Source organism: Micromonospora sp. NPDC005299 (genome assembly GCF_042872345.1).
Taxonomy (GTDB): Bacteria; Actinomycetota; Actinomycetes; order Mycobacteriales; family Micromonosporaceae; genus Micromonospora.
In genome coordinates, this window is record NZ_JBIAKG010000001.1 from 785,427 (window position 1) to 806,060 (window position 20,634).

The 20,634-nt window shown below is 73.7% G+C and carries 25 protein-coding genes; 9 read left to right on the forward strand and 16 right to left on the reverse strand.

Translation table 11 applies throughout. The features are described 5' to 3' along the window. The 4 genes from ACFYPD_RS03810 to ACFYPD_RS03825 form a co-directional block, all read right to left on the reverse strand. A complete protein-coding gene (locus tag ACFYPD_RS03810; RefSeq protein ID WP_387108442.1) occupies positions 1–888 on the reverse strand; it encodes an alpha/beta fold hydrolase in 888 nt (295 codons plus the stop codon). Further along, positions 885–1,205 carry a DUF2516 family protein gene (locus ACFYPD_RS03815; protein ID WP_387108444.1) on the reverse strand — a complete coding sequence of 107 codons (321 nt, stop codon included), beginning with the start codon at positions 1,203–1,205 and terminating at the stop codon, positions 885–887. The genes ACFYPD_RS03810 and ACFYPD_RS03815 overlap by 4 nt, the downstream gene beginning before the upstream one ends. Positions 1,206–1,277: 72 nt before the next feature. Then, positions 1,278–1,982, reverse strand: a complete 705-nt coding sequence (locus tag ACFYPD_RS03820) for a hypothetical protein (protein WP_387108447.1) — start codon at positions 1,980–1,982, stop codon at positions 1,278–1,280. Then, positions 1,979–2,581 (reverse strand): helix-turn-helix domain-containing protein, encoded by a 603-nt coding sequence (locus tag ACFYPD_RS03825; protein ID WP_387108449.1) that lies wholly within the window; start codon positions 2,579–2,581, stop codon positions 1,979–1,981. The genes ACFYPD_RS03820 and ACFYPD_RS03825 overlap by 4 nt, the downstream gene beginning before the upstream one ends. Positions 2,582–2,692: 111 nt before the next feature. Here ACFYPD_RS03825 and ACFYPD_RS03830 point away from each other — a divergent pair, with 111 nt between their 5' ends. Next, the gene (locus ACFYPD_RS03830; protein ID WP_387108452.1) at positions 2,693–3,490 is read left to right on the forward strand and encodes an alpha/beta fold hydrolase; all 798 of its coding nucleotides are present in this window, start codon (positions 2,693–2,695) and stop codon (positions 3,488–3,490) included. 11 nt (positions 3,491–3,501) lie between these two features. On the opposite strand, the gene ACFYPD_RS03835 is transcribed toward ACFYPD_RS03830, so the two are convergent. From ACFYPD_RS03835 to ACFYPD_RS03850, 4 genes are all read right to left on the reverse strand, one after another. Beyond that, positions 3,502–4,461, reverse strand: coding sequence for an asparaginase (locus tag ACFYPD_RS03835; protein WP_387108455.1), 960 nt, complete (start codon positions 4,459–4,461; stop codon positions 3,502–3,504). 94 nt (positions 4,462–4,555) lie between these two features. Then, entirely contained in the window at positions 4,556–5,383 is an 828-nt protein-coding gene (locus ACFYPD_RS03840; protein ID WP_387108457.1) for a 3-keto-5-aminohexanoate cleavage protein, read from the reverse strand. Positions 5,384–5,501: 118 nt separating this feature from the next. Beyond that, positions 5,502–6,614 (reverse strand): YgfZ/GcvT domain-containing protein, encoded by a 1,113-nt coding sequence (locus ACFYPD_RS03845; RefSeq protein ID WP_387108460.1) that lies wholly within the window; start codon positions 6,612–6,614, stop codon positions 5,502–5,504. After that, complete coding sequence (locus ACFYPD_RS03850) at positions 6,611–7,039, reverse strand: Fur family transcriptional regulator (protein WP_262282865.1); 429 nt, start codon at positions 7,037–7,039, stop codon at positions 6,611–6,613. The genes ACFYPD_RS03845 and ACFYPD_RS03850 overlap by 4 nt, the downstream gene beginning before the upstream one ends. A 67-nt stretch (positions 7,040–7,106) precedes the next feature. On the opposite strand from ACFYPD_RS03850, the gene ACFYPD_RS03855 reads away from it, so the two are divergent. Continuing rightward, entirely contained in the window at positions 7,107–7,955 is an 849-nt protein-coding gene (locus tag ACFYPD_RS03855) for an aminotransferase class IV (RefSeq protein ID WP_387108462.1), read from the forward strand. Between the two features lie 127 nt (positions 7,956–8,082). Here ACFYPD_RS03855 and ACFYPD_RS03860 read toward each other — a convergent pair whose 3' ends face one another. Next, the gene (locus ACFYPD_RS03860; protein WP_091267494.1) at positions 8,083–8,673 is read right to left on the reverse strand and encodes an FABP family protein; all 591 of its coding nucleotides are present in this window, start codon (positions 8,671–8,673) and stop codon (positions 8,083–8,085) included. Next, positions 8,667–8,771 carry a small membrane protein MtfM gene (mtfM, locus tag ACFYPD_RS03865; protein WP_046570768.1) on the reverse strand — a complete coding sequence of 35 codons (105 nt, stop codon included), beginning with the start codon at positions 8,769–8,771 and terminating at the stop codon, positions 8,667–8,669. Before mtfM ends, ACFYPD_RS03860 begins: the two co-directional genes overlap by 7 nt. A 12-nt stretch (positions 8,772–8,783) precedes the next feature. Here mtfM and ACFYPD_RS03870 point away from each other — a divergent pair, with 12 nt between their 5' ends. The 3 genes from ACFYPD_RS03870 to ACFYPD_RS03880 all read left to right on the forward strand — a co-directional run bounded on the left by ACFYPD_RS03870 (position 8,784) and on the right by ACFYPD_RS03880 (position 11,668). Further along, positions 8,784–9,158, forward strand: coding sequence for a DsrE family protein (locus ACFYPD_RS03870; protein WP_387108464.1), 375 nt, complete (start codon positions 8,784–8,786; stop codon positions 9,156–9,158). Between the two features lie 78 nt (positions 9,159–9,236). Next, on the forward strand, positions 9,237–9,617 hold the full coding sequence (locus ACFYPD_RS03875; protein ID WP_387108465.1) for an SCP2 sterol-binding domain-containing protein: 381 nt from the start codon (positions 9,237–9,239) through the stop codon (positions 9,615–9,617). Continuing rightward, positions 9,614–11,668 carry a glycogen debranching N-terminal domain-containing protein gene (locus ACFYPD_RS03880; RefSeq protein WP_387108467.1) on the forward strand — a complete coding sequence of 685 codons (2,055 nt, stop codon included), beginning with the start codon at positions 9,614–9,616 and terminating at the stop codon, positions 11,666–11,668. Before ACFYPD_RS03875 ends, ACFYPD_RS03880 begins: the two co-directional genes overlap by 4 nt. A gap of 9 nt (positions 11,669–11,677) precedes the next feature. Here the strand turns inward: ACFYPD_RS03880 and ACFYPD_RS03885 are convergent, their stop codons facing one another. The 6 genes from ACFYPD_RS03885 to ACFYPD_RS03910 form a co-directional block, all read right to left on the reverse strand. Beyond that, on the reverse strand, positions 11,678–12,541 hold the full coding sequence (locus tag ACFYPD_RS03885) for a hypothetical protein (RefSeq protein WP_387108469.1): 864 nt from the start codon (positions 12,539–12,541) through the stop codon (positions 11,678–11,680). A gap of 223 nt (positions 12,542–12,764) precedes the next feature. Further along, on the reverse strand, positions 12,765–13,088 hold the full coding sequence (locus tag ACFYPD_RS03890) for a DUF1416 domain-containing protein (protein ID WP_262282858.1): 324 nt from the start codon (positions 13,086–13,088) through the stop codon (positions 12,765–12,767). A gap of 5 nt (positions 13,089–13,093) precedes the next feature. Further along, complete coding sequence (locus ACFYPD_RS03895) at positions 13,094–13,942, reverse strand: sulfurtransferase (protein WP_387108471.1); 849 nt, start codon at positions 13,940–13,942, stop codon at positions 13,094–13,096. A 203-nt stretch (positions 13,943–14,145) separates the two neighbouring features. Continuing rightward, complete coding sequence (locus ACFYPD_RS03900) at positions 14,146–14,223, reverse strand: Ms5788A family Cys-rich leader peptide (RefSeq protein ID WP_311202345.1); 78 nt, start codon at positions 14,221–14,223, stop codon at positions 14,146–14,148. A gap of 83 nt (positions 14,224–14,306) precedes the next feature. Further along, entirely contained in the window at positions 14,307–15,092 is a 786-nt protein-coding gene (locus ACFYPD_RS03905) for a DUF2993 domain-containing protein (protein WP_387108474.1), read from the reverse strand. Between the two features lie 83 nt (positions 15,093–15,175). Next, complete coding sequence (locus ACFYPD_RS03910) at positions 15,176–16,225, reverse strand: hypothetical protein (protein WP_387108477.1); 1,050 nt, start codon at positions 16,223–16,225, stop codon at positions 15,176–15,178. 251 nt (positions 16,226–16,476) lie between these two features. Here ACFYPD_RS03910 and ACFYPD_RS03915 point away from each other — a divergent pair, with 251 nt between their 5' ends. The 4 genes from ACFYPD_RS03915 to pstS all read left to right on the forward strand — a co-directional run bounded on the left by ACFYPD_RS03915 (position 16,477) and on the right by pstS (position 20,610). Further along, complete coding sequence (locus ACFYPD_RS03915; RefSeq protein WP_387108480.1) at positions 16,477–17,190, forward strand: winged-helix domain-containing protein; 714 nt, start codon at positions 16,477–16,479, stop codon at positions 17,188–17,190. Between the two features lie 154 nt (positions 17,191–17,344). Next, complete coding sequence (locus tag ACFYPD_RS03920) at positions 17,345–18,214, forward strand: polysaccharide deacetylase family protein (RefSeq protein WP_387108483.1); 870 nt, start codon at positions 17,345–17,347, stop codon at positions 18,212–18,214. A 66-nt stretch (positions 18,215–18,280) separates the two neighbouring features. Then, positions 18,281–19,207, forward strand: coding sequence for a mycothiol synthase (mshD, locus tag ACFYPD_RS03925; protein ID WP_387108485.1), 927 nt, complete (start codon positions 18,281–18,283; stop codon positions 19,205–19,207). Positions 19,208–19,506: 299 nt separating this feature from the next. Beyond that, the gene (gene pstS, locus ACFYPD_RS03930) at positions 19,507–20,610 is read left to right on the forward strand and encodes a phosphate ABC transporter substrate-binding protein PstS (protein ID WP_387108488.1); all 1,104 of its coding nucleotides are present in this window, start codon (positions 19,507–19,509) and stop codon (positions 20,608–20,610) included. The last annotated feature ends 24 nt before the right edge of the window (positions 20,611–20,634 follow it).

Genomic DNA, 20,634 nt, shown 5'->3' on the forward strand with positions numbered 1-20,634 from the left:
TTACCCGTTGAGGAACGTCGAGATCCGCTCCCGCAGGTCGGCGCGTTCCGTCCAGAGCACGCCCGGCCGGTCGTACATGTGCAGGGTGGCCCGGGGCAGCGCGGCGGCCAACTGCTCGGCGACGGCCACCGGGTGCAGGTCGTCGCCCGCGCAGCCGATCACCAGGGCCGGCGCGGTGACTCCGGCGAGCACCTTGGCGTCGCGCAGCGGGGCCTGCTCGGGCAGGCCGGCCAGGCCCGGCGCGAGCCCGTCGCGGAGCAGTTGGTCGAGCCGCTGCCGCAGGTAGGCCCAGCCGGCCGGGGTGTTGCGGACCGAGGGCGGCAGCTCCAGCGACACCACGTCGGCCAGCGCGGAGGCGTCCCCGTCGGCCACGGCGTCGAGCAGGTCGGTGAGCCGGGCCCGGGCCACCTCGCCGCGCGGGGTGTCCAGCACGGCCGGCAGGAAGAAGACGAGCTTCTCGAAGCGTTCCGGGCTCTCGACGAGCAGCCGGCAGAGGGCGCCGGCGCCGAGGCTGGCCCCGAAGGCCCGGGTGGCGTTGCCGAGGTCGGCGACGGCCCGCAGGTCACGGGCCAGGTCGAGGTAGCTCCACGGGCCGGGCGGCGAGTCGGAGCGGCCGTGCCCGCGGAACTGGAAGAAGATCCGCCGGCCGGTCACTCCGCTGCCGAACGGGCGGGTGGTGGCGATGCCGTTGCCCAGCCCGTGCGCGAACACGGTGACCGGGTCACCGGTGCCGGTGACCAGCCGCTCCAGGCGTACGCCGTGCGGGGTCGTGACCAGCTCGGTCTCCGGCTCCGGCAGGGCCGGCCGGCCGGTGCGGGGCGCGCCTGGGCCGGGGCCCCAGGTGCGGGGGCCGCCGTCGGGCGGCGGTGGCCAGCGGAAACCTCTCACCAGGAGCCCCGGCCGTCGTGCAGGTCGCGCAGCCCGATCCGGACGTCCAGCAGGTAGATCAGCGCCGCGGCGATGCCGACCAGGCCGAAGATGCTCAGCGGGCCGAAGCCGAAGGCCGGCAGCGTCAGCACCAGGCAGACCGCGAGGATGGCGATCCACCCGCCCTTGGGCAGCGTGCCGATCGCGGGGAACGCGTCGGAGCGCTGGGTGATCGCGTGCACCAGCGCCACTCCCTCGATGACCAGGGCGAAGACGAGCAGGATCAGCTCGATCACGTAGCGGACTTCGAACGCGAACAGCGGCGCGGCAATGGCCATGTCGGCAAGCTTATGCCGAGACCCCGGAAACGTCCGACAGGACGCTGTCCGGGGTCTCGGTCCAGCTTCGACTCACTCGGCGGCCGGGCGGGTCCGCTTCGTGGTCTTCGGCAGCTTCGCCGACGGGGTGGCCTTGGTCGCGGTCGCCTTGGTGGCCCGGGTCCGCTTCACGGCGGCGGGCTTGGCCTCGACGACCTCGGCCACCGCGGCCGGGGTGGGCACCTCGGCCGGCTGGGCGGCCGGCGCGGCCCGAGTGGTGTCGGCCTCGGTCGCCTCGATGTCGGCGTTCACGGTGTCGGCGGCCTCCAGCACGCCCGCGCCGACGACCCGCTCACCGCGGGCGACCAGCTCGGCGTACGCGGCCAGGGCGCGCTCCTGCGCGGCCTGCGCGCCGGCCAGCACGGCGGCGGCGTTGCGGCCGGCGGCCTCGCGCAGCTTGTCCAGGGTGGTGGCCTCCCGGAGCTTGTCCAGGTTGGCGGCCTCCCGGAGCTTGTCCAGGTTGGCGGCCTCGCGCAGCTTGTCCAGGTCGAGGTCGGCCGAGCTGGCCTTCTCCCGCAGCCCGGTCGCGGTCAGGTTGGCGGTCCGCAGCGTCTCGGTCGCCTTCTGGCGCAGCTCGAAGCCGGTGACGACGGCCTTGCCACCGAGGTCGGCGACGACCCGGGTGCCGAGGTCACCGACCACGGTGGGCAGCTTGCGGAGCTGCTGGAGGGCCAGCTCGCCGGCGCCGGCGGCGGCGTAGACGGGGGCCGGGATGCGGTTGGTCTTCGGCTGGGTCATGACTGCTCCTCTTCGGCCGCACCGGCGGCCTTTCGGACCACCCTGCGGGCGGTCTTCTTCTGGGGGACGGCGGTGGTCGGGGCGGGCGCGGGGCCCGCCTCGGTGACGGCGACCGACTCGAGGACCGCCTCGGTCGGGGTGCCGTCCGGTGTCGTGGGACCGGTCGCGGCCGGCGCGACGGTGGCCGGGGCCTCCGGCGCGGTGGCCGGCTCGGCCGGCTCGGTGGCCGCCTGGGCCGTCGCGGTCGCCTCAGCGAGGCGCGCGTTCTCCCGGCGGAACGTCTCGTAGATCTGGGTGAGCGACTGCTTCTGGGCCATGGTCAGCTCGGGGTCGACGGCGATCGCCGCGAGCACGCCCTGCCCCTCCTTGTCGTCCAGCAGCCCGGCCCGCAGGTACATGGCCGGGGTGGAGACGCGCAGGGCGCTGGCGAGCTGCTGGAGCACCTCGGCGCTCGGCTTGCGCAGGCCGCGCTCGATCTGGCTCAGGTACGGGTTGCTGACGCCGGCCTGCTCGGCGAGCTGTCGCAGTGAGATCTTCGCGTTGCGGCGCAGGTCGCGAATGAACCCGCCGACGTCGGGAAGGTCCTTGCTGGTGGCCATGACCCCACGCTAGCCCGTGCTGCTAGCTGCTGCAAGCAGAATGCTTGCCAGAGTTAGCGAGGTCACGGATAGCCGGTTGCGCGCCCGGAGTCCGGTCCGTACGGTGCCCCCGTGGCCAAGCTCGAAGTCAACGGCGCCCTGCTCACGTACGACGAGGTGGGCAGCGGCAGCCCGGTGGTGCTGCTGCACGCCGGCATCGCCGACCGGCGGATGTGGCGAGGGCAGGTGCCCGCGCTCGCCGCCGGGCACCGGGTCATCGCCGTCGACCTGCGCGGTTACGGCGACTCCGAGCTGCCACCCGCCCCGTTCGCGCACCACGACGACGTGATCGGGCTGCTCGACGCACTGGGGGTGGCGCAGGCCGCGCTGGTGGGCTGCTCCTTCGGCGGCAAGGTCGCCGTGGACACCGCGCTGGCGTACCCCGAGCGGGTCGCCGCGCTGGCCCTCTTCGGCGCCCCGGTCTCCGGCAACGAGTGGTCCGAGGAGACCGAGAAGCTCTGGGAGGAGCTGGTCGGCGACGTCGACCCGGAGGACTTCGCCGCGACCGCGGCCGGCGAGGTGCGGTTCTGGGTGGTCGGCCCGACCCGCGAGCCGGCCGACGTCGACCCGGAGCTGATCCGGTTCGCCGAGGAGATGGACCGCCGGGCGCTCGCCGCCGAGCAGGCGCTCAGCGCGGTCGAGGCGGGCGAGCTGGACCCGCCGGCGATCGACCGGCTGGCCGAGCTGCGGATGCCGGTGCTGGTCGGCGCGGGCGCGGACGACCTGGCCGACATCCGCCGGCTGGCCGACCGGATCGCCGCCGAGGCCCCCCGGGGCGTGCGGCTGCCGGACGTGCCGGACGCCGGTCACCTGCTGCCGCTGGAGCGCCCCGAGCCGGTCAACGCCGCGCTGCTCGACTTCCTCCACTAGCCGCCCGCGGGCTACCAGACCGGGCGGACCGCCCCGACCGGCAGGCCGCCGCCCAGCAGCGGGATCTCGGCGTACTCGGTCAGCACCGGGGCCTCGACGCCGAGCCCGCGCAGCGCCGACACCAGCACCGGCATCCGGGCCCGCGCGGCACCGTCGTCGATCTTCAGAGCCACCGCGCCGACCCCCGGCACGGCCGCTGCGATCACGCCCTCCGCGCCGACCTTGGTCAACAGCCCGGGTACGCCACGCATCAGCCGGGTGTCGTCGGCCTGGGTGCCCCCCACCAGTTCCGGGTACGCCCGCATGGCGTCTGCCACGGTCCGCTCGACGGTGCCCGGCTCGGCGGAGACCAACCGCAGGAAGGCGCGCGCCAGCCCGGTCAGCGAGACGGCGAGCACCGGGGCGCCGCAGCCGTCCACCCCGACGGCCGCCGCCGTCTCCCCGGTGAACTCCTCGATCGCGGCGGTGAGCCGCTGCTGGAGCGGGTGCTCGGGACGCCAGTAGCCGTCCAGCGGCCAGCCGGCGGCCAGGCAGGTGAGCAGCATGCCGGTGTGCTTGCCGGAGCAGTTCATGAGAACCCGGGACGGGCCGCCCCCGGCACGCAGCACCGCTTCCCGGGCCGCCTCGCCGACCGGCAGGTCCGGCGGGCAGTGCAGCGCCTCCTCGGCCAGGCCGGCGCCGCGCAGCAGGGCGCGGACCCGCTCGACGTGGAACTCCTCGCCGGCGTGGCTCGCCGAGACCAGGGCCACGTCGGCCGGGTCGGTCAGCGGCAGGCCGGAGCGGAGCATCCCGATCGCCTGCATCGGCTTGTTGGACGACCGGGGGAAGATCGGCGAGGTGGCGTCACCGGCACCGGACACCGGCGCGCCGGTGGCGTCGAGCACCGCCACGGACCCACGGTGGACACCCTCCACGAACCCGGACCGGACCACCTCGGCGAGCGGCACGCCGCCCTCGTACGTCTTTCCCACGCAGTGGACGGTACCGACGGGCTCGGCGGGGCCGGCACCGGGGTGACCAGGGACGTCGGCCCCCGGCGTACAGGGGTGACGGGCCGGCCGTCGCTTACAGGCCGAGCAGCGCCCGGGCCTCGGTGGTGGTCAGCGGGGGGCGCTGGGCGAGTTGGGCGAAGCCGACCGCGCGGGCGACCAGTTGCATGTTGGACTCGACCGGCCGGCCCTTGGCGTAGGTGACCGTGTCCTCCATGCCGACCCGGAGGTGACCGCCGGCCGAGAGCGAGGCCAGCATCACCGGGATGGTGCTGCGACCGATGCCGGTGGCCGAGAAGGTGGTGCCCTCGGGCAGGTCGCGCAGCATCTGCTGGGCGGCCACCAGGGTGGCGGTGGTGCCGGGCATGCCGCCCGGCACCCCCATCACGAAGTCGACGTGCACGTGCCCGCCGTGCGGCAGGCCGTGCTTGCCGAGCAGGCGCTGGAGCGCCGTGAGGTGGCCGAGGTCGAAGATCTCGTACTCGGGGACGACGCCCCGGTCCTGCATCCGGGTGTGCAGGTCGACGATGAACTCCCAGCGGTTCAGGAACACGTCGTCGCCGAAGTTGACCGTGCCCATGGTGCAGGAGGCCATGTCCGGGCCGGCGTCGAGCACGGCCAGCCGGTGGGCCTCCGGGTCGGTCACCGCGCCGCCGGAGGAGAGCTGCACGATCAGGTCGGTGCTCTGCCGCAGCGCCGCCACGGTCTCCCGCAGCCGGCCCTGGTCGAGGGTGGGCTTCGCCTCGTCGTCGCGGATGTGGACGTGGATCACGGCGGCGCCGAGCGCTTCGCACTCCTTGGCGGTCAGCAGCAGCTCGTCGAGGGTCACCGGCAGCGCCGGCACCTCCGCCTTGGCCGACTCCGCGCCGGTGGGGGCAACCGTGATCAACGTCCCTGTGGTCATGCCGGGATCCTAAACCGCCGACTCCCCTCCGGTCGACAGGCCGAACGCAGCAGAATCAGCCGCGAGGGCCGGCGGAAGCAGAAGATTTTCCGCTTCACCGTCGCTGGAGCGGCATCCCTTACGTCGGATCGATGGCGGCGGCCGTCTCCCCCACCATCAGCCGGGCGTCGTCGGCCACGTTCCGCTTGACCAGGGCGAGGGCGACCTGGCCCAGCTCGAAGTGGTGCACCGCGGTGCCCACGAAGCCGACCGCCCGGCCGTCCAGCGTCACCGGCGTACCGACGGCCGGCGGCTGGTCGGTGGTCACCCCGTCCAGGTGCAGCAGGACGAGCCGGCGCGGCGGCTTGCCCAGGTTGTGCACCCGGGCCACCGTCTCCTGGCCGCGATAGCAGCCCTTGTCCAAATGCACGGCCGAGCCGATCAGGCCCACCTCGGCGGGAATGGTCCGGTGGTCGGTGTCCACCCCGGCCCGGGCCTGCCGGGCGGCCACCCGGACCGCCTCGTACGCCCACAGCCCGGCCACCGGCACACCGGCGCCGCGCAGCTCGTCGACCACCTGGGTCATCGCCGCGCGCGGCACCAGCAGGTCGACGCCGAGCGCCACCCGCCGGGCCCAGCCACCGACCGGCAGCGGCTTCACGTCGTACACGACGGAGGGCCGGGGCGGCAGCTCGCCGGAGCGGAACTTCGGACCCGGCACCGCGACCACGTCGGGCGCGGCCAACCCGGTGACCCCGAGGGTGTCGAGCGCGGCGGTGGCCTCCGGCCCGACCAGCGAGAGCAGCGCATGGTCGGCCGTGACGTCGCGCGGGTCGACCTTGCTGAAGAACCGCATCTTCTCCAGGTAGGACAGGAGGCCGCCGGTCATTCCGGGCTCGGTGTCCAGCCAGGTGGTCTCGCCGTCCTCGGCGACCAGGGCGTGCTGCTCGACGTGCCCGTGCGGGGAGAGCACCAGCAGCTCGGTGCCCTGCCACGGGCGCAGCGCGGCCAGGTGCTGGCTGGTCAGCGTGTGCAGCCAGGTCATCCGCTCCTCGCCGGGGACCGCGATCACGCCCCGGTGCGAGCGGTCGACCAGGCCGACGCCGGTGGCCAGGGTGCGCTGCTCGCGCATCGGGTCGCCGTAGTGGGCGGCCACCGGGCCGACACCGGCCGCCCGGTGGGCCGGCTCGGGCTGCTCCCGGGTCTCCTCGTCGATGGCCTCGGCGGTCACCGCGCCCGCGATGTCGATCATTTGCGTTCCCCGTCCTCGCACTGGCCGCAGACGCCGAAGAGCGCCACGTGCCCGATGTCGACCTGGAATCCCCGCTGCGCGGCCAACTGGTCGGCCAGCGGCCGGAGCAGCTCGGGGTCTATCTCGTCGATCGCACCGCACTCCCGGCAGACCAGGTGGACGTGCTGGTGCTCACCGGCCGCGTGGTAGGTCGGCGAGCCGTGCGACAGGTGGGTGTGGGTCACCAGACCGAGGCGTTCCAGCAGCTCCAGGGTCCGGTAGATGGTGGTGATGTTGACCCCGGCGGCCACCTCGCGCACCGCCGTGTGCACCTGCTCCGGCGTGGCGTGCCCCAGGTCCAGGACGGCCTGGAGGACCAGCTGCCGCTGCGCCGTCAGCCGCAGCCCACGGGAGCGGAGCAGTTCCGCGAGCGAGGATTCGGACACCGTCCGATCATAGTTCGGCCGCCGCGCCGCTCCGCCCGCCGCCGGGGTACGCCACTACGCTGCGCTCGTGGTGGCGACGCGGGTGGCCGTGCCGGGCCGGGGTGTCGTGCCGGCCGGTGAGACGGTGCTGCGCGGCGACGACCGGGGCGTGCTGCACGGCGACGGCCTCTTCGAGACGATGCACCTGCGCGGTGGGGAGCCCTGGCTGCGGGACGCCCACCTGGCCCGGCTTCGGGCCGGCGCGGGGGACATCGGGCTGGCGCTGCCTCCCACCGGGGTCCTGGTCGAGCTGCTGGACACGGTCCGCGCGGGCTGGCCGCCGGAGGTCGAGGGCGCGGTGCGGCTGGTCTGCACCCGAGGGCCGGAGAGTGGCGGGCCGCCGACGGTCTACGCCACGCTGGGCGAGGTGCCGGCCGCCACGCGGCGGGCCCGGCGGGACGGGGTGACGGTCGCCACCCTGCCGCTCGGGGTGGCCGCCCGGTCCCGCCCCGAGCTGGGCTGGCTCCCGGTCGGCTTGAAGTCCACCTCGTACGCGCTGAGCACCGCCGCCCGCCGCTGGGCCGAGCGGGCCGGGTTGGACGACGTGCTCTGGGTCTCCACCGACGGCTACGTCCTGGAGGCGCCCGCCGCGAACGTGGTCTGGCTGAGCGCCGGCACCCTCTGCACGGTCCCGGCCGCGGCCACCGGCGTCCTCCCCGGCGTCACCGCCCACTGGCTCCTCGACCACGCGGGCGAGCTGGGCCTCGCGGCAGACGAACGCCTACCCACCCCGACCGACCTGCACAAGGCCGACGCCATCTGGCTCACGTCGTCCCTCCGCGGCCTGGCCGAGGTGACCGCCTTGGACAGCTCCCCCCGCCCCCGCTCCCCCCACACCGCACCCCTGCTCACCCTCCTGGGCTTCCCCCGCCCCTGACCAGCCGCCCTCTGGGGCGGCGTTGATCATGAAGTTATTGCGCCGACACGCCGGCGTGACGGGCAATAACTTCATGATCACCGGAGCCGGGCCGGACGGGGCCGGGATGGTGGGGGCCAGGGGTGGGTCAGCCGGCTACTCGGGTCAGGCGGGCGGACAGGTGGGGGCTCAGGGGGTGGCCTACGGCGGCCATTTCCTGGGCGTAGAGGAGGGCGCCCTCCACGATGCCGAAGAGGCGGGCGCCGGCGGTGACCTCCTTGGCGGTGGCCGTGCGGACCACCGCGTCGGTGGCGAACTCGATCTGCGTGCCCTTGCGCTTGCCGATGTGCAGCTCCATCACGCCGGTGGGCGTGGTCATGAGCGCTTCCAGCTCGTCGGTGACCCGGTCGCCGTCCAGGACCGGACGCCACCAGCCCACCTCACGGCCGGCCGGGCGGACCGGGCGGCTCTGCTCGTCGAGGATCCAGGCGCGGGACTCGTAGAACAGGAACGGCCGGCCGTCGTGGCTGATCCGGATCTCCTGGGCGAAGTCGAAGTCCTCGATGGTGGGGAACCCGCCGCGACCCCGCCCCCGCCACACCCCGATGTACGGCAGCAGGCCGTCCAGGCTCCGGTGCAGCTTCGGGCCGACGCGCAGGTCGTGGCTCTCCTCGTACGGGTACGGGTCGACCGGCGGCGCGTTCAGCCACGGCGGCTGAAGCGGGTTCTCACTCACCATTTTCCTCTCGAAATGCGGACTGCGAGGTAGACGAGGCCACCGGCGAGCGCGCCCAGGCCGGCGACCAGCAGGCTGACGAACCCGATCTCGGTAACCATCCCGGTCATCCTATGCTGGGCGTCATGGCCCGCACTCTCGTCGTCAAGGCCACCGCCGGAGCCGACGCCCCGGAGCGTTGCGCACAGGCCTTCACCGTGGCCGCCACCGCGGCCGCCGCCGGGGTCGACGTCTCGCTCTGGCTCACCGGGGAGTCGACCTGGTTCGCGCTGCCCGGGCGCGCGCAGGGCTTCGACCTGCCGCACTCCGCGCCGCTGGCCGAACTGCTGCACGTCATCCTGACCACCGGCAGGGTGACCGCCTGCACCCAGTGCGCGGCCCGCCGCGACATCGGCCAGGACGACGTCATCCCCGGCGTGCGGATCGCCGGGGCGGCCGTCTTCGTCGAGGAGGCGATGGCCGAGGGCGCCCAGGCCCTGGTCTACTGACCCACCACGGCGAATGTCCGTTCCGCGTGGACTGCCGATCCTCACCCGACATGTCCGACCGCTGCCTACGATCCTGATGTGGGTGAGGCGACCGAGCGGTTCTTCGCGTCACTGCCGGCGCGGGCCCCGGCGGTGCTGCGCGGGCCCACCCGTGGCCGCCTCCAGCTGGACCTGACCACCGGGAACCGCACCCAGCATTGGTTCCTGGAGTTGTCGCCGGGGGCCATCCGGGTGTCCCGGGAGCAACTGCCGGCCGACGCCGTCTTCACGGTCAGCGCCGACCTGTTCGAGGAGCTGGTCACGGGCCAGGAGGCCGCCATGGCGGCGGTGCTGCGCAACGAGGCCACCTTCAGCGGCAACGTGGTGCTCTTCCTGGTGTTCCGCCGGTTCTTTCCCGATCCGCCCGGCGTCCGGGACCCCCGGGAGACCGCCCGCGAACACGTCCGGCGGTCGACATGAGGGAACGCGTCAGCATCCTGGACGGCAACACCTTCCTGGTCAGCGACCGGCGCGGCGACATCGAGCCGTCGTTCGACTTCCCCACCGGGCTCTTCTCCTTCGACACCCGGTTCATCTCGACCTGGCTGCTCACCCTCAACGGGCAGCGGCTGCACGCGCTGTCGATCGACGACTCGCTGTCGTACCGGACCCGGTTCTTCCTGGTCCCCGGGGAACCGACGCACTATCTGGACGCCAAGGTGTCGATGATCCGCAGCCGGTCGATCGGCGGCAGCTTCGACGAGGAGCTGACCCTGCTCAACCACTCCGGGCAGGAGGTGGAGTTCATCCTCCGGCTGGACATCGGCTCCGACTTCGCCGACCTGTTCGAGATCAAGCACCGGCGGCAGAAGAAGGGGCACACCACCCCCACGGTCAGCGAGAACCAGCTGCGGCTCACCTACCGGCGGGAGGGGTTCCACCGGGAGGCGGTGGTGGCCAGCAGCGCGTCCGCCGAGGTCGACCGGGAGGGGATGACCTTCCGGCTCCGGGTCGGGCCGCACGGCGAGTGGACCAACCGGCTGCACGTGGCGACGAAGATCTTCGGGGCCCGGGGGGAGGACATCCGGGCCACCCTGCCGCTCGGCGGGCAGCGTTCGGTGGAGGCCATCCACGCCGAACAGAACGAGCTGATCGAGCGGGCCCCGAAGCTGGGCTGCGACTGCCAGCCGCTGGCCGGAGCGTACCGGCGCAGCCTGAACGACCTGGCCGCCCTCCGCTACGAGTCGATCGCGCTGGGCGTGCGGCTGCTCGCCGCCGGCCTGCCCTGGTTCATGACCCTGTTCGGGCGGGACAGCATCTTCACCTCGCTCCAGGTGCTGCCGTTCCTGCCGGAACTGGTCCCGCCGACCATCCTCATGCTGGCCGGCCTCCAGGGCAGCCGGGTGGACGACTTCCGGGACGAGGAGCCCGGCAAGATCCTGCACGAGCTGCGCTACGGCGAGACGGCCGGCTTCGAGGAGCAGCCGCACTCGCCATACTTCGGCTCGGCCGACACCACGGCGCTCTTCGTGATCCTGCTCGACGAGTACGAGCGGTGGACCGGGGACACGAAGCTGGTCAAGCAGCTGGAGCACGAGACGCGGGCCGCGCTGGCCTGGCTCGACACGTACGGGGACCTGCTCGGCACGGGCTACGTCTGGTACATGACCCGCAACCCGGAGACCGGCCTGGCGAACCAGTGCTGGAAGGACTCCTGGGACTCGATCTCCTACTCCGACGGCCGGCTGCCGCCCTTCCCCCGGGCCACCTGCGAACTCCAGGGCTACGCGTACGACGCCAAGCTGCGGGGCGCCCGGCTGGCCCGGACCTACTGGAACGACCCGGCGTACGCCGACCAGCTGGAGCGCGAGGCGGCGGCGCTGAAGGAGCGGTTCAACCGGGACTTCTGGATTCCCGGGCGGGAGTACTACGCGCTCGCCCTGGACCCGGACGGGCGGCACGTGGACGCGCTCTCCTCCAACATCGGCCACCTGCTCTGGAGCGGCATCGTCGACGAGTCCCGCGCGGCCGTCATCGCCGGGCACCTGCTCGGGCCGCGGCTCTTCTCCGGCTGGGGCGTGCGGACCCTCGCCGACGACCAGGGCCGCTACAACCCGATCGGCTACCACGTCGGCACGGTCTGGCCGTTCGACAACTCGATCATCGCCTGGGGCCTGTGGAAGTACGGCTTCCGGGACGAGGCCGGGCAGATCTGCGACGCGATGCTGAGCGCGTCCCGGTACTTCGACGGGCGGCTCCCCGAGGCGTTCGCCGGCTACGAGCGCGACCTCACCGACTATCCCGTGCAGTACCCCACCGCGTGCAGCCCGCAGGCCTGGTCGGCGGGCACCCCGCTGCTGCTGCTGCGGGTGATGCTCGGCCTGGAGCCGCAGGGCGAGCACCTGATCATCGATCCCGCCGTTCCGGGCGGGATGGGTCGGGTGGAGCTGCTGGACATCCCCGGCCGGTGGGGCCGGGTGGACGCCCTGGGGCGCAGTCGCCGTCCGCACGACGAGCGCCACAGGCACTGACCGGCCGGCTCAGCTCCGGCAGGTGGTGGTGACGGCCACCCGGACCCGGTCGTCGACCCGCTCGGCCAGCACCGCGAAGCTGCCTCGCAGGGCGTACTCCTCGGCGGAGTCGCGGAGCACCGGGGAGCCGTCGGCGGCGTCCCGGAAGGCCGCCGCGAGCGGGGACCCGGCCGGCCCGCCGGCCGTCTCGGCCCGCGCCGTGCGGGCCGTGCCACCCCCGGGGCACGGCGCCGCGAGGACCTGGACGGGCCCGGCCGCGCCGCCCCAGCGGCGCACGGCCCGGTCCGCCTCCGCGGTCTCGGCGGCGGCGTCGGCGGCCGGAGGCCGGTAGCCCGCCCCCACGTGTCGGCAGCCGGTGGCGGCGGTCAGCAGCACCCGCCCGGGCCCGCCGGACCGGCCCTCGACCGCGACGAACTCCCCGGCGTCGGCGCGCAGCCGCGGCTCGCCGTCGAACGTCGAGACGCCCGCCCGCCAGTCCGGCGGCAGCCGGTCGGCGATCCGCTGGAGCAGCTCGCGGGCGTCGTCGCCGGCCAGCACGACCTCCACCCCGCGCTTCAGCTCGGCGCCGTCGTCCAGCGGCGTGACCCGGCAGCCCCGCTCGATCCGGTCGGGCAGGAGCGCGGGCACCCCGTCCCGCCCGACCGCGGCGGTCAGCCGGCCGAGCGCGCGGTCCACCACGGGGCCGGCCTGGTCCAGCGAGCGCTGCTCCTTGACGGTCGGCGGGTCGTGCCGCACCGACCACCAGGTGAGACCGGCGAGCAGCACCGTCCACGCCACCGTGGCGGCCACCAGCCAGCGCAGCCGACGCCGGCCGCGGTCCGGCTGGTCGGGACGGGTCGGCGGGGCGTATCCCGCCTGGACGGCACCACTCACCGGGCCATGGTGTCACGCCGTGACGACCGGCCGGCCCGCGCCTCGGCACACCCGGCAATCAGCCCGTCGCGGCCCGCCGGAACAGCGCGGAAGGGGCGCAGCGGCTCCAGAACGGCTCGTGGCCCGCCGCCCCTCGGCGCTCGGCAGAGCAGGGCGGCGGGCGACGGAACGGCTCGTGGCCCGCCGCCCTTGGTGGGGCGGCGGGCCACAGTCAGAGCGTGGGTCAGGCGGCGACCGTGACGGTCACCTCGTTGATCCCGCGGGCGGCGGTGACGGCGGTGTCGCCGTTGCCGTGCCGGGAGAGCGCCCGCAGGGTCCAGCTGCCCGGCGCGGCGAAGAACCGGAACTGGCCGGCCGGGGAGGTCACCACCTCGGCGGTGAACTCGCCCGTCGAGTCGAGCAGCCGGACGTACGCGCCCGGCACGGCCTCGCCGGACTCGGCCTTGACCAGGCCGGTGATGACGGTTTCCTTCTCCAGGTCCAGGCTGGCCGGGAGGGGGGCGGCCTGGTCCGGCGCGGCGCAGCCCGCGGCGGTGGGAGCGGTCATGAGGATCAGGCCTCCCCGGGCTCGTCGCCGAGCGCGACCGGCACGCCGACCAGCGAGCCGTACTCGGTCCAGGAGCCGTCGTAGTTCTTCACGTCGCGGTGCCCGAGCAGCTCCTGGAGCACGAACCAGGTGTGCGAGGAGCGCTCGCCGATCCGGCAGTAGGCGATGGTCTCCCGGCTGTCGTCCAGCCCGGCGTCGGCGTAGATCCTGCGCAGCTCGTCGTCGGACTTGAACGTGCCGTCCTCGTTGGCCGCCTTGGACCACGGGACGCTGATCGCGGTCGGCACGTGGCCGGCCCGCTGGGCCTGCTCCTGCGGGAGGTGGGCCGGGGCGAGCAGCCGGCCGGCGTACTCGTCGGGGCTGCGCACGTCGACCAGGTTCTTGGTGCCGATCGCCGCGACCACCTCGTCGCGGAAGGCGCGGATCGAGGTGTCCGGCGCCTGTGCGACGTACTGCGTGGCGGGGCGTTCCACCTTGTCGGTGACCAGCGGGCGGGCGTCCAGCTCCCACTTCTTGCGGCCGCCGTCGAGCAGCTTGACGTCGCGGTGGCCGTAGAGCTTGAAGTACCAGTACGCGTACGCGGCGAACCAGTTGTTGTTGCCGCCGTAGAGGATGACGGTGTCGTCGTTGCCGATGCCCCGCTCGGAGAGCAGCGCCGCGAACTGGTCCTGGTTGACGAAGTCCCGGCGCACCGGGTCCTGGAGGTCGGTGCGCCAGTCGAGCTTGACGGCGCCCGCGATGTGGCCGGTGTCGTAGGCCGAGGTGTCCTCGTCGACCTCGACGAAGACGACGCCCGGGGCGTCGATGTTCTTCTCGGCCCACTCGGCCGAGACGAGTGCGGTGTCGCGACTCATCAGATCACTCCCTGTGAGGATGGATGGTGAGCCAGCGCGCGGAGATCGAAGCTGGTGATTGTCGCACCACGCGCGGGACCCAGAGCTAGGAACGGATCACGGGTACGTGCGACGGCGCCGCTGCCGGGCGATCAGGGGAAAACCGGAGGGTACGCGGACCCTGCGTGCCGGTGGCCGCTAAGCGGCCGAGGACAGCCCCGCCGTCAGATGACGGGGCGACACAGGCAGGTGGCCACGCGGCACAGGTCGACCGCGCGCCGTTTGGTGAGGAGCGTCCCCATGGAGAGGGAGACTACCAGCCGGCCCGGTCGGCGCCACCGGGCCGACCAGCATCCGGGACACGGCGGGGCCGGCGGGCGGGGCCTCAGCCGGCGGAGTTGATCGGCACGTTCCGCGCGTCGGCGGTGACCACCAGACCCTCCGGCCTCGGCTCCACCTTGCGCACGTTGAGCTGGAAGGGCAGCTCCGGCAGGGGCACGTCGACCGAGATGCCCTTGGCGTAGTTGGCCAGCAGCGTCTTCGCGAGCGGCAGGTTGGGCAGGCCCTCGGCGGTCACGTCGTTGAACCGCAGCGCCACCTTGCCGTTGGCGACCGTCACGTCGGCGGTGCCGTTGACGGTGAGCTTGACGCCGAGGATGTCCACCGGCGCGGTGACCGCGAGCTTGCCGTTCCGCTCGCCGAGGGTGAGCCCGGGGCGGTTGAGCAGCTTCGCCAGGCTGTCGTAGGTCACCGTGCCCCGGCCGTCGACGGTCTCGGCCACCACGTCACCCTGGCCGGAGCGGAGGGTGTCCAGCGACGCCTTGACGTCGTGGGCGTCCACGTCCAGCCGCGGCACGCTGACGGCGCCGCCCTGCACGTTGCCCTGCACGTCGGTCAGCACGATCGAGATGTGTTCGTACTTCCCGGCGAGCACCTGGGTGAGAAACGGGAAGCCACCGACCTCGACCTGGGGCGCCGCGGACTGCGCGTCCTGCTTGGCGACCTCTTTCTTCACCTGGTCGGCGATGGCGCGCTCGGCGACGCCGGCGGCCACCCGGTCGGCGACGACCAGGAGCCCGGCCAGGACCAGCAGCAGGACGACGAAACCGACCAGCACCTTCCGGCCCCGCCGCCGGGGTCGGCCCTCGTTCGCCGGGTACGCCTCTGCCACGCCGCCTCCTGCCCTCGCCCGATCGCCGCGCCTCGCGCCGCAACCGTACTTACCCGAGGCGCCGTTTTCCCAACCGCGCGCGCTCAGAGGAAGAGCACGCACATGGCGTACGCGGCCGGCGCGGCGAGCGCGAAGCCGCCGAGCGGGCCCTGCATGTGCCGGGCCACCCACATGGTCGGCGGCTCGCCGGCCATCAACCGGCCCGCCTCGGCGTACCCCACGGCGAGGTCGGCCAGGACGGCGGTGCCCGCGGTGACCAGGCCGACCAGCGCGGCGCTGGTCGGGGTGAAGCCGACCAGGTAGCTGCCGAGCACGGCGCTGGTCAGGGTGCCGAGCATGGCGCCGGCGACCACGCCGGCGGCGCCCCGCGGCACCTGCGGGGCGAGCCGCGGCCAGGGGGCCACCGCGTCGGTCAGCCGGGCCACCAGCAGGGCCACCCCCGTGGCGGTGAGGCAGACGGTGATCGCCTGGGTGCCCTTCGGGATCCGGCTGAGCACGATCAGCGTGGCGAAGGCGACCACCCCCACGACGATCAGCAGGGTGCCGCCCAGCGAGTCGGTCACCCGGACCCGGTCCACCCGGCGGAAGAGCTGGCCGAGCACGGCGAGCACCAGGCCGGCGGCCGCCGCGTAGCCGAGGGGGGCCAGGCCGGCGATGTCCGACTGCACCGCGGCGGCGTCGGCGATCCCGGCCGCAGCGGCGCTGACCAGCGCGACGACCAGCAGCGCGGGCGGCCGCATGGCCATCGTCCAGGCCAGCACGAAGAGCAGCTGGACGCCGAAGATGATGAACGCGAAGGGCAGCCGGTGCCCCGGGCCGGCGGTCTGCGCGCCGAGCACCAGGCCCACACCGAGCAGCGCGGCGAAGCCCGCGACGGTCAGCGCGAGCGGGCGGCGCACCGGGACCGGAGGCACCTCCTCCTCGGGCACCTCGTCGGGCTCGTCGTCCGGGCGGCGACCCGGCCCGCTCTTGCGGAGCCGACGGGGGCCCTTCCGCTCCCGCCCGCCGCCGCCCTCGTCGGCGGGACCGGTGCGTGGGGCGGGCGGGTAGCCACGGGCGGGGCCGGCGGGCCTGGAAGCGGCGTCGTCGGACCACGGTTCACGGCCGGTGTCGGGCGAGGTGGAGGGAAACACGCCCCGATCGTGCCAGACCCGGCCGGCCGGGCGGAGTCACGGTTTCGGCAACGTTAAAACCTGCGCCGCGATCGGGGGCAGACCAGACAAACAGGAAAGGGTACGGAGGTGACGGCCGGGCGATCGGTTACGCTCAAGCCGTTACCCGCCCGTCAGCGACGCCGGGACCCACGCAAATTCTCAGCGCCACCCCCTGAAGGAGTGCCGCTGGTCGCGCGCGGCCGGAAGGCCGCCGGGACGGAGGTGATCGTGTGGAGCTCCTGCTGCTGGTGACCGCGCGCGCAGGTGAACCATCCGCGGTGCTGCCGGCGCTGGACCTGCTGCCGCACTCGGTCCGCACCGCGCCGCGCGACGTACGCACGCTGGTCTCCGGCCCGACCCCGGACGCCGTCCTGGTGGACGCCCGCGCCGAGCTGAGCGAGGCCCGCGCGACCTGCCGGATGCTGCACGCCACCGGGCTGGGCGTCCCGCTGGTCGCGGTCGTCACCGAGGCCGGGCTGATCGCGCTCAACGCCGACTGGGGCGTGGACGACGTGATCCTGGCCGGCGCGGGTCCCGCGGAGGTGGAGGCCCGGCTGCGGCTCGCGGTCGGCCGGCTGAGCAACACGACGGCGGGCGCCGGCGGTTCGATCCGGGCCGGCGAGCTGACCATCGACCCGGACACGTACGCGGCCAAGCTGAAGGGCCGCCCGCTCGACCTCACCTACAAGGAGTTCGAGCTGCTGAAGTTCCTCGCCCAGCACCCGGGCCGGGTGTTCACCCGGGACCAGTTGCTGCGCGAGGTCTGGGGCTACGACTACTTCGGCGGCACCCGCACGGTCGACGTGCACGTCCGGCGGCTGCGCGCCAAGCTCGGCTCGGAGTACGAGTCGATGATCGGCACGGTGCGCCAGGTGGGCTACAAGTTCGTCGTGCCGCCGTCGCGCTCGCTGCCGGAGTCCGAGCCCGCCCCGCTGCCCGTCTGACCCGAGAACTCTCGCGGCGTCCCCCATCAGGGAAGCTTCCTCCTGTTCGCCCTTTTTGCCCACTCAGTCAGACCTACTCTGACTGCCGGATCTGCCGGGCGAAGGGGGCGACGGTGCGGGTGACCACGGGGGCGAAGAACGGCCGGGCCGACTGATGTCGGCGTCGACGCTACGCGCGGCCGGGATGGTGACGGTGGTGGTGGCCGCGCTGCTCGGCTCCGCGTTCGCGCTCGGGCGCAGCCTGATGCCCGAGCACCCGCACCAGGGCAGCGGCGTGGCGGCCAGCGTCCACGCCCCGCACTACGGCGACCAGCCGCCCAGCACCGAGTTCCCCGGCCCACCGGCCGGCGACCACGGGGCGCCGAGCCCCGACGCCAGCCCGAGCGCCTCGGCCAACGGCGGCCAGGCGGACGACAGCGAGGGCCCGTACGGCGCGGAGGTCAGCACCGGCTCGGCCCGGATCGCGCTGACCTTCGACGACGGCCCTGACCCACAGTGGACACCGCAGGTGCTCGCCCTGCTCAAGGAGTACGGCGTGCGGGCCACCTTCTGCGTGGTCGGCGAGAACGCGGAGAACCACCCCGACCTGGTCCGGTCGATCGTGGCCGACGGGCACAGCCTCTGCAACCACTCCTGGAACCACGACATCACCCTGGGCGACCGCACGCCGGAGGCGATCCGGGACGACCTGGTACGCACCAACGACGCGATCCGGGCGGCGGCGCCGGATGCGCGGATCGCGTACTTCCGGCAGCCGGGCGGCGCCTGGACGTATCCGGTGGTGTCGGTCTGCGAGGAACTGGGCATGACGCCGCTGCACTGGGCGGTGGACCCGACGGACTGGCAGGCGCCCGGGGCCGACAAGATCTCCCAGGCGGTGCTGGCCCAGACCAGGCCGGGCTCGATCGTGCTCATGCACGACGCGGGCGGCGACCGCTCCGGCACGGTCGAGGCGTTGCAGCGCCTGCTCCCCGAACTGCTGCACCGTTTCCAGCTCGAGGCGCTGCCCACCGGCACCACGTGACCACCGCCACCGCCCGCCGCCCGCGTCCGGCATGATCGGCGGCCCGCCGGCCGCTACGGTGGCGGGATGAGCAGCACCACGCCGACCGCCGACCGGGTCGCCCGCGCCGACCGGCTGGAGCCGGTCGAGGTCGCCGAGGTGCTGGCGCTGGCCCGCACCGCCGGCGACGCGGACGGCGCGGGCCCGCTCGACGAGCACGTGCTGCTCCGGCTGCGCGACCCGGAGGCGCCCGCCGTGCACCTCACCGCCCGGGCCGCCGACGACACCCTGACCGGGTACGCCCACCTCGACACCACCGACCCCGCGGAGGGGATCGGGGTGGAGCTGGTGGTGCATCCGGCGTACCGGCGGCGCGGCACCGGCCGGGCCCTCGCCCGGGGCGTGCTGGCCGCCGCCTCCGGACCGCTGCGGGCCTGGGCGCACGGCGATCACCCGTCGGCCGCCGCGCTCGCGGTCGACCTGGGCTTCACCCGTGCCCGGGTGCTCTGGCAGCTGCGCCGCCCGCTGACCGCCGCCCTGCCCGAGCCCGCCCTGCCCGAGGGGGTGCGGCTGCGCGCGTTCCGCCCGGGCGAGGACGACGACGCCTGGCTGGCGGTCAACAACGCCGCCTTCGCCCAGCACCCCGAGCAGGGCCGGTGGACCCCCGACGACCTGCGGGTGCGCCTCGCCGAGCCGTGGTTCGACCCGGCCGGTTTCCTGCTCGCGGAGGACTCGGCCACCGGCCGGCTGCTCGGCTTCCACTGGACCAAGGTGCACGAGCGCCCGGGCTCGGCCCGGATCGGCGAGGTGTACGTCCTCGGGGTGGATCCGTCCGCGCACCGCGGCGGCCTCGGCCGGGCGCTCACCATGGCCGGCCTGTCCTACCTGCGCGACCGGCAGGGGCTGGACCGGGTGATGCTCTACGTGGACGAGTCCAACGCCGGCGCGGTGGCCCTCTACGAGCGCCTCGGCTTCGCCCGCTGGTCGGCGCACGTCAACTACCACCTCGGCTGACGCCCGGCCGCACCTCTCCACCCTCGGACGGCGGTCACGGCCGCGTCACGCGGTGGACTCGGCCGGATAACGGGTGCCTGGAAAAGTCGTACTATTAGCGATAGTGGGCTGCGAGTTCACGAATTGGACAACGGGCCCTCAGGCCACGGCCACCCGGCCGGCCGCGCCTGTTCATCTTCCGTTCATTTCCGACCGGCGAACCGTCTACCTGGCACTTCTACCTTTCCTTTCAGCCGGTCAGCGCCGGCACCCGGGAGAACCGGGCGACCTGACCAAAGACGTGAAGGGAAACCCCTCAGGTGAAGCTCCAGCGGCACGGCGCCATTGCCTGCCTCGCTCTTACCGCGGTGCTCGGTCTCAGCGCCTGTGGCTCGGACAACAACGAGCCGACCGGCACCTCCGCCTCCGGCTCCGCCGCCGCGGTCGACTGCGGCAAGGGCACGCTGAACGCGCAGGGCTCCTCCGCGCAGAAGAACGCCATGTCCGAGTGGATCAAGGCGTACCAGCAGAAGTGCGCCGGCACGACGATCAACTACGAGCCCAGCGGCTCGGGCGCCGGCATCCAGGCCTTCACCGCCGGCACCGCCGACTTCGCCGGCTCCGACTCCGCGCTCAAGCCGGAGGAGCAGCCGCAGGCGGACGCCAAGTGCAGCGGCGGCCAGGCCCTCAACCTGCCGATGGTGATCGGCCCGGTGGCGGTCGTCTACAACGTCTCCGGCGCGGACAACCTCCAGTTCACCCCGGCCACCCTGGCGAAGGTCTTCGCCGGCAAGGTGACCAAGTGGGACGACCCGGCGATCAAGGCCGACAACCCGGACGCCAAGCTGCCGTCGACCGCGATCCAGGCGGTGCACCGCTCCGACGAGTCGGGCACCACCGACAACTTCACCAAGTACCTGTCGAAGACCGCCGAGTCGGACTGGACCCTCGGCAACGCCAAGGCCTGGAAGGCCCCGGGCGGCGTCGGCGCGGCCAAGTCCGACGGTGTGGCCAGCAAGGTCAAGAGCACCGACGGCACCATCAGCTACGTCGAGTGGTCATACGCCGAGAACGCCGGCCTGAAGATGGCCAAGGTCAAGAACGGTGCCGGTGAGTTCGCCGAGCTGACCGCCGAGTCGGCCGGCAAGACCATCGCCGGGGCCAAGATCGAGGGCCAGGGCAACGACCTCAAGATGTCGATCGACTACAACACCACGCAGGCCGGGGCCTACCCGATCGTCCTGGTGACCTACGAGATCGTCTGCAGCAAGGGCCTCGCGGCCGACAAGCTGCCGCTGGTCAAGGGTCTGCTGACCCACGCCGCCAGCGCCGAGGGCCAGCAGGACCTGGTCGAGCTGGGCTACGCCCCGCTGCCCGACTCGGTCCGCGCCAAGGTCGAGACCGCGGTCAAGAGCCTCTCCTGACGCACTGACCACACACCTCCTCTA

What these genes read in the sequence shown, in the direction of transcription:
- ACFYPD_RS03815 (WP_387108444.1), bottom strand. Translation starts at nt 1,205, where the DNA reads ATGGCCATTGCCGCGCCGCTGTTCGCGTTCGAAGTCCGCTACGTGATC.
- ACFYPD_RS03820 (WP_387108447.1), bottom strand. Translation starts at nt 1,982, where the DNA reads ATGACCCAGCCGAAGACCAACCGCATCCCGGCCCCCGTCTACGCCGCC.
- ACFYPD_RS03825 (WP_387108449.1), bottom strand. Translation starts at nt 2,581, where the DNA reads ATGGCCACCAGCAAGGACCTTCCCGACGTCGGCGGGTTCATTCGCGAC.
- ACFYPD_RS03840 (WP_387108457.1), bottom strand. Translation starts at nt 5,383, where the DNA reads ATGACCACAGGGACGTTGATCACGGTTGCCCCCACCGGCGCGGAGTCG.
- ACFYPD_RS03845 (WP_387108460.1), bottom strand. Translation starts at nt 6,614, where the DNA reads ATGATCGACATCGCGGGCGCGGTGACCGCCGAGGCCATCGACGAGGAG.
- ACFYPD_RS03860 (WP_091267494.1), bottom strand. Translation starts at nt 8,673, where the DNA reads ATGGTGAGTGAGAACCCGCTTCAGCCGCCGTGGCTGAACGCGCCGCCG.
- mtfM (WP_046570768.1), bottom strand. Translation starts at nt 8,771, where the DNA reads ATGGTTACCGAGATCGGGTTCGTCAGCCTGCTGGTCGCCGGCCTGGGC.
- ACFYPD_RS03870 (WP_387108464.1), top strand. Translation starts at nt 8,784, where the DNA reads ATGCTGGGCGTCATGGCCCGCACTCTCGTCGTCAAGGCCACCGCCGGA.
- ACFYPD_RS03880 (WP_387108467.1), top strand. Translation starts at nt 9,614, where the DNA reads ATGAGGGAACGCGTCAGCATCCTGGACGGCAACACCTTCCTGGTCAGC.
- ACFYPD_RS03890 (WP_262282858.1), bottom strand. Translation starts at nt 13,088, where the DNA reads ATGACCGCTCCCACCGCCGCGGGCTGCGCCGCGCCGGACCAGGCCGCC.
- ACFYPD_RS03895 (WP_387108471.1), bottom strand. Translation starts at nt 13,942, where the DNA reads ATGAGTCGCGACACCGCACTCGTCTCGGCCGAGTGGGCCGAGAAGAAC.
- ACFYPD_RS03900 (WP_311202345.1), bottom strand. Translation starts at nt 14,223, where the DNA reads ATGGGGACGCTCCTCACCAAACGGCGCGCGGTCGACCTGTGCCGCGTG.
- ACFYPD_RS03920 (WP_387108483.1), top strand. Translation starts at nt 17,345, where the DNA reads ATGTCGGCGTCGACGCTACGCGCGGCCGGGATGGTGACGGTGGTGGTG.
- mshD (WP_387108485.1), top strand. Translation starts at nt 18,281, where the DNA reads ATGAGCAGCACCACGCCGACCGCCGACCGGGTCGCCCGCGCCGACCGG.